The 12,183-nt window shown below is 73.3% G+C and carries 9 protein-coding genes, 1 tRNA gene and 1 pseudogene; 5 read left to right on the forward strand and 6 right to left on the reverse strand.

Annotated elements, in window-relative coordinates; genetic code table 11:
* The first annotated feature begins 178 nt into the window (after window positions 1-178).
* The 3 genes from BM064_RS04010 to BM064_RS04020 all read left to right on the forward strand — a co-directional run bounded on the left by BM064_RS04010 (window position 179) and on the right by BM064_RS04020 (window position 5,765).
* Window positions 179-3,061: an ATP-binding protein gene (locus BM064_RS04010; protein WP_177236137.1), complete on the forward strand. Its 2,883-nt coding sequence runs from the start codon at window positions 179-181 to the stop codon at window positions 3,059-3,061.
* A gap of 620 nt (window positions 3,062-3,681) precedes the next feature.
* Window positions 3,682-4,335, forward strand: a complete 654-nt coding sequence (locus tag BM064_RS04015) for an NAD(P)H-binding protein (protein WP_092858789.1) — start codon at window positions 3,682-3,684, stop codon at window positions 4,333-4,335.
* Between the two features lie 518 nt (window positions 4,336-4,853).
* Window positions 4,854-5,765, forward strand: a complete 912-nt coding sequence (locus BM064_RS04020) for a helix-turn-helix domain-containing protein (protein WP_092858128.1) — start codon at window positions 4,854-4,856, stop codon at window positions 5,763-5,765.
* Between the two features lie 99 nt (window positions 5,766-5,864).
* On the opposite strand, the gene BM064_RS04025 is transcribed toward BM064_RS04020, so the two are convergent.
* From BM064_RS04025 to BM064_RS04040, 4 genes are all read right to left on the reverse strand, one after another.
* Window positions 5,865-7,136, reverse strand: a complete 1,272-nt coding sequence (locus tag BM064_RS04025) for an MFS transporter (protein WP_218160945.1) — start codon at window positions 7,134-7,136, stop codon at window positions 5,865-5,867.
* Between the two features lie 67 nt (window positions 7,137-7,203).
* Window positions 7,204-7,713 (reverse strand): SDR family oxidoreductase, encoded by a 510-nt coding sequence (locus BM064_RS04030; RefSeq protein WP_092858130.1) that lies wholly within the window; start codon window positions 7,711-7,713, stop codon window positions 7,204-7,206.
* Window positions 7,714-7,845: 132 nt separating this feature from the next.
* Entirely contained in the window at window positions 7,846-8,259 is a 414-nt protein-coding gene (locus tag BM064_RS04035; protein ID WP_092858132.1) for a GlcG/HbpS family heme-binding protein, read from the reverse strand.
* A gap of 64 nt (window positions 8,260-8,323) precedes the next feature.
* Window positions 8,324-9,010, reverse strand: a complete 687-nt coding sequence (locus BM064_RS04040) for a type 1 glutamine amidotransferase domain-containing protein (RefSeq protein WP_092858134.1) — start codon at window positions 9,008-9,010, stop codon at window positions 8,324-8,326.
* 166 nt (window positions 9,011-9,176) lie between these two features.
* Between BM064_RS04040 and BM064_RS04045 the strand changes: the two genes are divergently transcribed.
* The gene (locus tag BM064_RS04045) at window positions 9,177-10,079 is read left to right on the forward strand and encodes a LysR family transcriptional regulator (protein ID WP_092858136.1); all 903 of its coding nucleotides are present in this window, start codon (window positions 9,177-9,179) and stop codon (window positions 10,077-10,079) included.
* 258 nt (window positions 10,080-10,337) lie between these two features.
* Window positions 10,338-11,540, forward strand: a pseudogene (locus tag BM064_RS04050) (IS3 family transposase).
* Between the two features lie 25 nt (window positions 11,541-11,565).
* On the opposite strand, the gene BM064_RS28480 reads toward BM064_RS04050, so the two are convergent.
* Together BM064_RS28480 and BM064_RS04060 are read right to left on the reverse strand one after the other, a co-directional pair.
* Window positions 11,566-11,856 (reverse strand): Arm DNA-binding domain-containing protein, encoded by a 291-nt coding sequence (locus tag BM064_RS28480; RefSeq protein ID WP_092858138.1) that lies wholly within the window; start codon window positions 11,854-11,856, stop codon window positions 11,566-11,568.
* 231 nt (window positions 11,857-12,087) lie between these two features.
* Window positions 12,088-12,177: transfer RNA gene (locus tag BM064_RS04060), tRNA-Ser, on the reverse strand.
* Window positions 12,178-12,183: the final 6 nt, after the last annotated feature.

Genomic DNA, 12,183 nt, shown 5'->3' on the forward strand with positions numbered 1-12,183 from the left:
TTCGACCGAAGTGTTGTCCGCACGTGCAGAAATGATCCCGTTAAGCCGTATAAACTGGTATGAATTCTGGGCTCCGCGCCGCTGCATGGCGCCGGCGGCCCGGGGCGGGACCCGGCGACGAGGCCGGCCGGGTCGGCCGCTCGTGCTGCGATCCTGACCCTCGGAGGCCGTGCCGGCCGTGCCCTCACGCGACGACCAGAGCCCCGATGAGACGGCCGCCGGCGCGGCGCGCGACGCGCTCGAGCGGCCGCAGTACGTCTTCGGGCCGTTCCGTCTCGTTCCCCGGCAGCGGCTGCTCCTGGGCGGCGAGGGGCCGGCGCCGATCGGCTCGCGCGCCTTCGACATCCTGACGCTCCTCGCCGCGCGGGCCGGCGAGGTCGTCTCGAAGGAGGAGCTGCTCCGCCACGCCTGGCCGAACACGTTCGTCGAGGACGACAACCTGAGGGTCCACGTCGCCGCGCTGCGGCGCGTGCTCTCCGCGGCTGCGCCGGGCATGACGTTCATCGCCACCGAGATCGGACGCGGCTATCGCTTCGTCGCGCCGGTCCGCGTCGCGCCGCCGGACGAGCCGCCGGCGACGCACACGCCGCCGAACCTGCCCTCGGACCTCGGCGTCATCGGCCGCGCCGACGACATCGCCGCGGTCGCGCGGCACCTCACGCGGGCGCGGCTGGTGACGATCGTCGGCGCGGGCGGGGTGGGCAAGACCACGGTCGCCGCGGCCGCGGCCCGCCGCGCCGCCGCGCTCGGTCAGCCCGTCGCCTTCGTCGATTTCTCGACGGTCGGGGATCCGCAGCTGGCGCCGGTCGCGATCGCCGCCGCGCTGGGCGCGGCGACCTACCCGAACGCGCTGGACGCGGCCGTCGCCGCGCTTCGCCACCGGCCCGGGCTGCTCCTGCTCGACGGCTGCGAGCATCTCGCCCATGCGGTCGCCGTCGCGGCGGACCGGCTCTACAGACAGGTCCCGGACGCCAGGATCCTTGCGACGAGCCGCGCGCCGCTCGGCCTCGCCCAGGAACATGTCTTCCGGCTGGAGCCGCTCGCCAGTCCCGCGCCGGGCGCGGCGCTGCGGCCGCAGGACGCGCTCGCCTTTTCCGCGGTGGAGCTGTTCGTGACCCGCGCCAACGAGCGCAACGGCTACGCGTTCGCCGCCGACGACGCGCCGGTCGTGGCCGACATCTGCCGGCTGCTCGATGGCATCCCGCTGGCGATCGAGCTCGCCGCCGCGCGGGCGATCGCCCTGGACCTGCCCACGATCCGCGCGTCGGTGGCCGAGAGCCTGTCGCTGCTGGCGCACGGTCCCCGCAGCGCCCCGCTCCGGCAGCAGACGATGACGGCGACGCTCGACTGGAGCTACAGCCTGCTCTCGGACGCCGAGGCGCGCATCCTGCGCAGCGTGTCGGTCTTCGCCGGCTACTTCAGCAGCGACGACGCGATCGCCGTGGCTGCGGACGCCCAGCTCTCCCCCGCGGACGTCGCCGCCGGCATCGCCGGGCTGACGGCGAAATCCCTGGTGGCGAGCAGCGTTCGCGACGGCGCCCTGCGCCACCGCCTTCTGGAAAGTACGCGGGTCTATGCGACCGGCCGCCTGGAGACCGCGGGCGAGGATCGCGACTGCGCGCGCCGGCATGCACGCCATCTGCTCGTGGTGTTCGAGCAGGCCGAGGAAGAGTGGAACTCCCGCCCCACCCGCGACTGGTCGGCGTCCTATGCCGCCCGGATCGACGACCTGCGCAAGGCGCTCGGCTGGGCCTTCGCTCCCGAGGGCGACGCCGAACTCGGCCTGCGGCTCACGAGCGCCGCCATACCCTTGTGGGATGCGCTGTCGCTCGCCGGCGAAAGCCGGTCCCACGTCGCGCGCGCGCTGACCGTGTTCGAGAGCGGGGCGTGCCGCGACGGCGCCATCGAGGCGAAGCTGCGCGCCTCGCACGCATGGGGTCTGACGCTGGAGGAGACGCTGGCGCCCGAGATCGAGGGCGCATGGGAGCGGTGCATCGACCTCGCCCGGCGCAACGGGAACGCGGACATCCAGCTGCGGGCCTTCTGGGGCCTGATCTATCACCTGATCTACACGGGCCGCCCCGCCGAAGCGTTCCCGCCGCTCGACGGGTTCGCCGAGGTGGCGGCGCGCGAGGACGCCGCGGCGCTCCCGGACGGGGAGCGGCTTCGCGCCCTGGCGGAGTTTCAGACCGGCGACCTGCACGCCGCGCATCGCCGGATCGAGGCCCTGGCGCGCGCCGACCAGCCCGCCTCGCCGCGGGTCAAGCTGGGCCGGTTCCACTTCGATCGGACCGTCGCGATCCACAGCACGCATTCGCTCACGCTCTGGCTCATGGGGTTCCCCGACCGGGCGGCGCGGGCCGCCGCGCATTCCGTGGACACGGCCCTGTCGATCGACCATGGAGTCTCGGTCTCCAACTCGCTGGTCGCCTCGGCGCTTCTGGTGGCGCTCTGGCGCGGCGCGGTGGACGAGGCGGACGACTACCTGGCGCTTCTGGGCGACACCGTCCGTCGCACCGACATCTGGATCTGGCGACCGCTCGCGCGCACGCTCGCCGCCTGGGCGGTCACGGAGCGCGGCGGCACGGAGGCGATCGACGCCCTGCGCGCATCGATCGCCGACCTCGAGAAGGCCCGGTTCCTGATCCGGGTCCCGTTCTACCGCAGCGTCCTCGCCGAGGCGCTCGCCGCGAGCGGCGATCTCGTCGAGGCGCAGGCCACGATCGCCGCCGCCGAGGCCGGCGTCGCGGCGCAGCGCGAGGCATGGTGCCGCCCGGAAGTGCTGCGCGTCGCCGGCGTCGTCCGCATGCGGAGCGGCGACCGCGACGGCGCCGCCGCGCTGTTCGCCCGCGCCATGGCCGACGCCGAGGCGATGGGCGCCCGGTCGTGGCAGCTGCGCATCGCCATCGCGATGACGGAGCTGGACCCGCGGTCCGGCGGACTTGATCGGCTCGACCGATGCTGCCGGCGGTTCGACGAGGGGTTCTCGACCCGCGACCTGTCCCGGGCGCGCGCCCTTCTGGCCGGGACAGGTTCCGGGGCGCGCGACGCAGGGTCCTGAGGCCGGGGAGCGATGGTCGTCCACGGCCCCCGAGGTCGAGACGCGACGCTCCGGCCCCGCAGGGCAGGGGCGCCCGAGCGCATCTCCGGCGGCGGATGCCGCGTCGGGACGATCGGGGCCGATCACGACCGGGCGCCTGCCCGACGTCGCCGAGGCGGCGGGTCGCCCCGCGCGGTCGCCGGCTGCGCGGCCGGCCCATCCGGATCGCGACCGTCCGGGAGCCGGCCGTCGCCCGGGGCGCATGTCCCGGCGCGATTCATGCGGATTTACATGCGCGCGCTCCGCATCCGTGCTGAAACATCGTCCGGCGCCGCGGCGGCCGACCGCGGGAAGCGGGCGTCTCCAGGCCGACCGGCCGGATCGCGGTCGGCGGCTTCGGACGCGTCGGCCACGCCCTCGCGGCGATGCCGCTCGCCCGGCTGAGCCGATGCCGGGAGGTCGACGGCCCCGAGGTCCGGCCGCTCGCGGTCTGCGGGTCGCGGAGGGGGCCGTTCGACCCCGGCGGTCCCGACGCCGGCCCCGACGCCGGGCTCGTCCCCGGCGACGGCGTGGGCATCGCGGAGGTCGCGGCGCAGGCGGGCCGATCCGGTCCGCTTCGATCTCGAACGAAGGAGTCGAGCATGAAGGTCTTCATCATCGGGATCGGCGGCGGGGTCGGCCTCCGCCTGGCGCGCCGGCTCGTGGCGCGGGGCGACCAGGTCGACGGGCTGCTGCGCCGGGCGGCGACGCGGGAGCGGCTGGCCGCCGAGGGGATCGCGGCCGCCCCCGGCGATCTGGTCGCGATGTCGGTCCCGGAGCTCGCCGCCGCGATGCGCGGCGCCGACGCGATCGTGTTCACCGCCGGCGCGGGCGGACGCGGCGGGCCCGAGGCGACCGCTCAGGTCGACGGCGAGGGACCGGGCAAGGTCGCGGCCGCCGCCGAACTGGCGGGCATCCGCCGCTTCGTGCTCGTCTCGGTGTTCCCCGAGGCGTGGCGCGAGCGGCGCATGAACGAGGCCTTCGAGCGCTACATGGTCGCCAAGAAGCTTGCCGAGACCCGGCTCGTGCTCACCGATCTCGACTGGATCGTCCTGCGCCCGTCCGCCCTGAGCGACGCGCCGGGCGTCGGGACCGTCGACCTCGGCCTCGCGAAGGTCCACGACGAGATCCGGCGCGACGACGTGGCCGCCACGATCGCGGAACTGCTGCGTCGGCCCGAGGTCGGCCGCGTCATACTCGAGGTCACCGGAGGCGCGACGCCCATCGCCGACGCCGTCGCGGCGATGACGCCCTGAGATGGCCGCAAGAGGCGGGATCCGACCATGACGAGCCGCGGCGAGACCCGGCGCCGATCCGCGCCGCCCACCGGGCGCCTGGCCGGACGGCCCGCGATGCGCAGGCCCCCCGGCGGGGCGTCGCCGGCCCGCGCCGCGCCCGCGGACGGCGCCGTCGGGGCGGCGGGGGCGGGGGCGGCGGGGGCGGGGGCGGCGGAGACGGGGGCGCGCCGCAGAGGTCGTCGCGGCGAGGCCGGGGAAGGGCCGCGGAGATGCGGCGCCGGGCCCGGACCTCGCGCCTTTCCATTCCCGTCGCGATCGAACATCATTTCGCCCACGCGATGCAGCCGGCGACATCGGGTTCGCCGCTGCCGGGGACATCCGTCTGTTCCGAGGGTCGGCATGCGCCTTGAGCGAGATGCAACGGCGATGCGGCCTGTGCGCCCGGGCGCCACGGAACGGCTCGGCGACGGCCGGCCGGCCGCGTCCCTGCGGGCGCGGGGCGCCCGGGGCGCGCGGGCGGCTCGGGAGGGACGGCGATGACGCTGCATGCCCCGTCTTCGTTCGCGCAGTGGCACGGCACGGGCCGACATGCCTCCTACGTGCGCGCCAGGAAATCCTCGGGCGGACTCGTCGACCTTCTGGAAGTGGCGCGGCCGGCCGGGGACATGTCCCGACCGCCCATCGCGGACCTCGTCCTGGTCGAGGACATCCTGGGCGGCGGTCGTCTCAGGGGCGATCTGGGAGGCGGCCGCATCGACGTGAAGACGAGGAAAGACACCTTCACGGTCGTCGCGCCGAACTTCTCGACCACGGTGATCAACGACCGCAATCATCAGCTCCGGAGCGTGGCCTTCCCCGTGGCGAAGTGGCAGGAGACGCTCGACGGGGGCGCCGAGGGGCGGTTCTCCTTCGACAGTTCCTTCGCCTACGGCCGGGTGTTCGACTCGCCGACGATCCGCTCGGCGCTGCGCAACCTCTGGGCGCTGTGCGAGGACGAGGGGGCGCCGTCGCGGCTGCTGGCGCAGGCCGCGGGCTGCGAGATCCTCGCCGAGCTCTGCCGCCTGGGCGGGGCCCCGTTCGCGCCCGCCAGGGGCGGTCTCGCGCCCTGGGCCGAGCGCCGGACGGTGGAGCTGATGCGCGCGCGGCTGTCGGAGGACATCAGCCTCGACGAGCTGGCGGCCGAGGCCCGGCTCTCGCCCTATCACTTCGCGCGCATGTTCAAACGGAGCCTGGGGGCGCCGCCCCGGGTCTACCTCACGCGGCTGAGGCTGGAGAAGGCCTGCGAACTGCTCGAACGCACGGATCTGTCGATCACGGAGATCGGGCTCGCCGTCGGCTATTCGTCCAACCAGGTCCTCGCGCGGGTGTTCTTCAAGCACATGCGCATGAGCCCGACCGAGTATCGCCGGGCGGTCCGGGATCCGGTGCGCGCCTGCGCGAGGCGCTGACGCGCGCGCTGCGGGAAGGCGGCGCCGGCGACCCGCAGGGGGCGGGCGCGACGCCGCCCCCGGCGCGCCCGGCCGCGGGGGCGCCTGGCGGGCGCCGGCTCACGGCGGCGTCGCGCCGCCGCGCCGCCGCGGCTGCAGGAAGGGCGTGACGGCGAGCATCGCGACGCTCAGCCCGACCAGCATCCACAGGGGCGCCGTGTAGTCGCCGGCGGCGTCCCGCAGGGAGCCCACGAGCAGCGGACCGGCGGCCCCGACGATGTAGCTGACGAACATGGCGAAGGCGTTCCAGGCGGTCGCCTCGGCGTCCGTGTCGGCGTTGTCGAGCGGCAGCGTCATCGCCAGCGTGAACGCGCCCCCGGCGCCGGCGCCGACGAGCGAGACGGCGGCGAACGGGAGAAGGCCCGGCGCGACCGCCAACCAGATCATCCCGGCGAGGCTGAGGGCGGAGGCCAGAGCCAGCACGGCCCTGCGATCGTCGCTGCGGCTGATCGCGCCGAAAAGGGGGGGCGCCGCCATGAACGCCACGGTGAAGCAGGACAGGATCAGTCCGGCCGAGGCGGGCGACCGCCCGGATTCGACGTAGAGCGGCGCGATCCACGACACGCAGCTGTAGAACACCATGTTGTTCAGCGCGAAGAAGACGGCGATGAGCCAGGCCTTGCGCTCGCCCGCCGGAAGCCGGGGCCGGGGCGTCGAGACGCGGGCCCCCGATGCCGCGCGGCCCCGCGCCTCGACGACCAGCCATGCCGCCGCGCCGATCAGCGCGGGCGCGGCCCAGACGCCGGCCGGCGCGCGCCAGGAGGCGACGACCTGCGCCAGCAGGCCCGTGCCGGCCGCCGCCAGCGCGCCTCCGACCGACAGCGCCATGGCGTAGACCCCCATCAGCAGGGCGACCCGCTTGGGAAAGGTCGCCTTGACGAACGGGGGGACCAGCGCGCCGGCGATCGCGATGCCGACCCCGACCCCGGCCGTCGCGGCCAGCAGCGCCCCCGTCGACCCCGCGAAAGCGCGGCCGACGGTGGCGACGGCGATCAGCGCCAGGGCCGCGGCGATCGCGCGGTCGCGGCCGAAGCGGCTCGCGAGCCAGGGCGTCGCAGGGGCCAGCAGACCCATCAGCAGCGTCGGGATGGCGGTCAGGAGCGAGGCCTGCATGTGGAGCAGCCCGAACTCGGCGATCAGCGAGGGCAGGATCGGGCCGATCGACACGATGCCCGGCCGCAGCCCCAGCGCGACGAGAACGAGGCAGACGACGGCGACGCCGAAGGCCAGCGGGCCCGGCGCGGCCGGGCCGGCGAGAGGCGGCCGGCCCGGCCTCCCGGCGCGCATGACGCCGGGGGCGGCGGCGACGGCCCGGAAAACGCGCGTGGTCATCGGAAGGTCCTCCGCGTGCGCGGGTCGATGCGGTGCGGGGCGCCGGAGGCGGCGCCCCGCACGACGGTCAGAACTGCTGGCGCGTCGGCCGCAGCACGATGGCGTTCACGTCGACGTCGTCCGGCTGCTCGAGGGCGAAGGCGATCGCGCGGGCCACCGAAGACGCCGGGATCGCCTGCCTGTAGAAGTCGAGCACCGTGGCTTCGGCGGTTCCCGAGGTTCCGTGCCCGAGGTCGCTGTCGACGGCGCCGGGCTCGACCGAGGTCGCGCGCACCTTGTCGCCGACCTCCTGACGCAGGCCTTCCGCGATCGCGCCGACGGCGAACCTGGCGCCCGAAGAGACCGTGCCGCCGGGGGCGAAGACCTTGAGACCGGCGACCGAGCCGAGGTTGACGACGCGACCGCTTCCCCGCGCCGGAAAGCGCGGGAGGGCGGCGGCGATTCCGTAGAGGACGCCCTTGAGGTCGACGCCGATCATCCGGTCCCACGCGTCGGCGTTCGCCTCCGCCATGGGCCGGATCGGCATCGGGCCGGCGTTGTCGACGCGCACCACCTTGCCGTCGATTCCATCGCGCATCCGAGCATCCTTTCGCCGGGGTGATGGCGCAGGGTCCCGGCCCCGGCCACGGTGCGGCCGAGCGGGTCCGATCTCGAAAAATCCAGAGCGGCCCGGGCGGCCGCCGGGATCGCGTCCGCCCTCGCAGGGCCGTCAGAAAACGGCGGCGGCGGCCTCGGCGATCGCGACGTCTTCCGCGACGGTTCCGCCGCTCACGCCCACGGCGCCGACGATCCGGCCGTCGATCCGGATCGGCACGCCGCCGCCGAAGACGACGACCCGGCCGCCATGCGAATGCTGGATGCCGAAGAGCTCTGCGCCCGGCTGCGCCAGAACGGCGAGAGCGTCGGTTCCCGCATCGAAGATCGCGGCGGTGAACGCCTTGTCGATCGCGAGCTCGACCGACCCCGGGAACGCGCCGTCATGGCGCAGGAACGTCAGCAGGCCGCCGCTCGCGTCGGTGACGGCGACCGAACAGGACACATGCATGGCGTCGGCCGCGGCGATCGCGCGCTCGGTCATGGCGCGCGCCTGCGCGAGCGAAAGCGTCGGGTTCAGGGGGGTCATCGGCGGCCTCGATCGGCAGAGCGCGAGCCGCCGCCGGAGATCGGCGGCGGCGAGGGCGGCGGCCTCAGCTGGCTGCGGCCACCGCGGCGAGCAGGGTGCGCGCCGCCTCGGTCGAAGACGCCGGGTTCTGACCGGTGACCAGCCGCCCGTCGGACACCACGTGGACGCCCCAGTCCTTGACCTTCGAGAAGATCCCGCCCTGGTCGACGAGCTCGTCCTCGACGAGGAAGGGCACCACGTCGGTCAGCCCGACGCCCGCCTCCTCGCTGTTGGTGAAGCCGGTCACCCGCCGCCCCTGGACGAAGGGCGTCCCGTCGGCGTTCCTGACCCGGTGCAGGACGCCGGGCGCGTGGCAGACGAGCCCGATGTTCTTGCCGGCCGCCCAGAAGGCTTCGATCAGCGCGACCGAGGCCGGGTCTTCGGCCAGATCCCACATCGGGCCGTGGCCGCCGGGATAGAACACGGTGTCGAAATCCTTCTGGTCGACGCTGTCGAGCCGGACCGTGGCCGCAAGCTGCGCCTTGGCCGCCTCGTCGGCGACGAAGCGCCGGGTCGCGTCGGTCTGGAAGCCGGGCTCCTCGCTCTTGGGGTCGAGCGGGGGCTGGCCGCCCTTGGGCGAGGCCAGCGTGATCCGGGCGCCGGCATCCTTGAAGACGTAGTAGGGGGCCGCGAACTCCTCGAGCCAGAAGCCGGTCTTGCGGCCGGTGTCGCCGAGGCGGTCGTGCGAGGTGAGGACGATGAGAACGTTCACAGGTCGTCTCCTTTGGCGTTTCGGCGCCGTCGGGCGCCGGTTCGGAAGGGGCTTCGCGGCCCGTCGGGCGTCGCTTCCGCCCTGCCGCTGACGGGGATATGGGAGAGCCGGACTCATTCGACTAATTTATCTCTTGAACGAAAATCATCAGTCTGAATGATACCTTGTGAAATACGATCTGAACCTGTTCCCGGCCTTCATGGCGCTGATGGAGGAGCGCAGCGTGACGCGCGCGGCCGAGCGGCTCGGCGTCACCCAGCCTGCGCTGTCGAACACGCTGAACCGCCTGCGCGAGACGTTCCGCGATCCGCTGTTCGTCCGGGAGCGCTATGGCGTCGCCCCGACCGAGTTCGCCGAGAGCATCTTCCCCACCGTCGCCGCGGCGCTGGAGCAGTTCGACGAACTGGTGAGGACGCAGCAGACCTTCCGTCCCGCGGAGGCGGAGCGCCTCTTCACCATCGCGGCCAACAGCTATGTCGAGTTCGTCGTGATGCCGCGGCTCGTCGCCCGGCTGCGGGACGAGGCGCCGGGGGTTCGCCTGCGGCTTGCGCCCTTCGGCGACGACCTGACCGAGGCGGGCGTGATGTCGGGAGCGGCCGCGCTGGCGGTCGGCCGGGTGGTCGATCAGCCCGACACCGTCGTCGTGCAGCATCTGATGGACGAGGGCCTGGCCTGCGTGGTGCGCGCCGATCACCCCGACGTCGGCGAGGCGCTCGATCGCGCGACCTACGAGCGCCTGAAGCACGTCAACGTCCTGCCGCCCGGCCGCTTGCGGGCGGGCCTCTTCCAGGCGCTGGACCGTCAGGGGCTTCGGCGCGAGGTGGCGATATCGGTGACGCATTTTCTCGCCGTGCCCGAGATGATCGCCGTCACCGATCATTGCGCGACGCTGCCGCGCCTGATCTGCCGCGCGCTCGAACGCGACCCGCGCCTCAGGATCGTCGAGCCGCCGGTCGATCTCGGCAGGTTCCCGGTCGAGATGGCCTGGCATGCGCGCCATCGCCACGACGCCGGCCACCGCTGGCTCCGGTCCGTCGTCGCAGACACGGCGAAGACGCTCGCCCGGTGACGCCTTCCTCTGATGCCAGGGGAAGCCGTCGGTGAATCCTGCAGGTCCAGGATCGGATCCGCACAGCGCATCCAGGCGACGACGAGAGTTCTGTGTTGAAACGGGACGCCCTGTCGGCTTGTAGAGAGGACTCTTTTCCCGAGGCCCTGACGAGGCGGCTCCGACCGCTCCGCAGCCGTGGGCGGAGGGACAGTCTGATCCTGCCCCGGTCTGGTGGACACCCGTGCTACGGCTTTCGAGCCAGGAGAGGAGTGTCCGATGGAGACGAAGACGCGTCGCCATTTTCCGGAGAGCTTCAAGCGGCAGGCCGTCGAGCGTGTGCTCGACAGCGGTCTGCCGATCGTGCGCGTCGCCGAGGAGTTGGGTCTTCACGAGACGCTGCTGCGGCGCTGGATGAAGCAGCTCTCCGAACCGTCGCCGTCGCGGCAGCCCGCGACGCAGGTCCCGTCTCCGGTGGACCTCGCCGCGGAGAACGCGCGGCTGAAGTGGGACCTTTCGCGGGCGCAGATGGAGCGCGACATCCTAAAGAAAGCCGCGCTCATCTTCGGAGCGGCCAGCCGGCGAGGCGCCGGTTCGTCGATGAGCATCGCCGTCTCTGGCCGGTTCGCATGGCCTGCCGCGGTCCCGGCGTATCGCCCGGCGGCTGCTGCGCCTGGCGTCGGCGGCCGGAGAGCGGGCGCGCCTTCGCGAACTGCGCGCTGTTGGCCGAGATCCCGGCGATCCACGCCGAGAGCGGCGGGGCCTACGGGGCGCCGCGGGTGCACGCGTATCTGCGCGCCCACGGCGGGCGTGTCGGCCGCCACCGGATCGCGCGGCTGATGCGCCGGGCCGGTCTGCGCGGCCTGGCGGCGATCCCGCGCCGGCTGCGCACGAAGGACAGCCGGCACGGTCACCCGATCGCACCGAACAGGCTTCGACGGAACTTCACGGCGACGGGGCCGAACCAGGTCCGGCTCGCCGACCTGACCTGCGTCCGCACCGGCGAAGGCTGGCGTTCGCGGGGCTTGCGCGGCCCCGCACGGGCCACGGTCCCCGCTCACCTCGGCGTTGATCGACATGCATAACCGCAAGGTCGTCGGCTGGGCGGTCCGCGAGACCTTGCACGCCGACATCGCGCTCGAGGCGTGGGAAATGGCCATCAAGCGGCAGCGACCCGCGCCAAGGCTCGTCCATCACAGCGACAGGGGCGTCCAATGTGCAGCGGATGCCTACCGCCAAGCCCTTGCCGCCGCATGGATCACGCCGTCTATGAGCCGGAAGGGGAACTGCCTCGACAATGCGCCAATGGAGAGCTTCTTCCACACCCTGAAGGTCGAGCGCGTCCACCACCGCGTCTACGCCACCCGCGGCGAGGCGCGTCGCGACCTCTTCGCCTACATCGAGGGCTTCTGCAATTCCCGGCGGCTGCATTCCGGGACAGGCTACCGTTCGCCGGCCGACATGGAGCGCATGGCGGCCTGACCCCGTCCACCAGATCGGGGCAGGATCAGCGCGCATGCACCTCGCGCGCAACTCGCACGAGGGCCGGCGAGGCCCGCTTCTCCCGATCCCGAACCGCGCGCGGATCGCCGCCGACCCGGCCGATCTTGCGGAGCTCCTGCGCCGCTTCCCGCGCCTCGGCCAGCGAGACGATCGAAGCGCCGCCGAGACCGATATCCCGCGGTCGACCCTGGACCATTAGCCGAAGCACCCGGCGTCGGGCGCCGCTCGGATCGACGACGAGATAGAGGCCCGTGACGTCGGAATGCCGGCCGGGCCCTTTCTTGCGCGCCGAGATCTCGGTGAGCTGGCTCTCCCGATGACGACCGCTGCGCTAGCCCTTTGCGGCGCGCGTCTGCGAATCCACCTGCTCGGCCGTCATGTCGGCCTCGCCGGCGTCCCACATCTCATCCCGCAATTTCAGTGAGATGCTGCGAGTTCGCAAGAAAGTTGGCGAGACGCCTGCTCAGCCAATTCCCTTGCGAGCGAGGGAATTCCGTCCGGCGTGAAACTCGATGCGTGGGGGTGGTGGCGGAGAGAGCGGGATTCGAACCCGCGATAGAGTTGCCCCTATACACGCTTTCCAGGCGTGCGCCTTCGACCACTCGGCCACCTCTCCGTGCGG

This window comes from Albimonas pacifica (assembly GCF_900113695.1).
Taxonomy (GTDB): domain Bacteria; phylum Pseudomonadota; class Alphaproteobacteria; order Rhodobacterales; family Rhodobacteraceae; genus Albimonas; species Albimonas pacifica.

Bases quoted from the DNA above. Each gene is read 5' to 3' on its own strand.
- BM064_RS04015 (WP_092858789.1), top strand. From the start codon at position 3,682: ATGAAGGTCTTCATCATCGGGATCGGCGGCGGGGTCGGCCTCCGCCTG.
- BM064_RS04020 (WP_092858128.1), top strand. From the start codon at position 4,854: ATGACGCTGCATGCCCCGTCTTCGTTCGCGCAGTGGCACGGCACGGGC.
- BM064_RS04025 (WP_218160945.1), bottom strand. From the start codon at position 7,136: ATGACCACGCGCGTTTTCCGGGCCGTCGCCGCCGCCCCCGGCGTCATG.
- BM064_RS04030 (WP_092858130.1), bottom strand. From the start codon at position 7,713: ATGCGCGATGGAATCGACGGCAAGGTGGTGCGCGTCGACAACGCCGGC.
- BM064_RS04035 (WP_092858132.1), bottom strand. From the start codon at position 8,259: ATGACCCCCCTGAACCCGACGCTTTCGCTCGCGCAGGCGCGCGCCATG.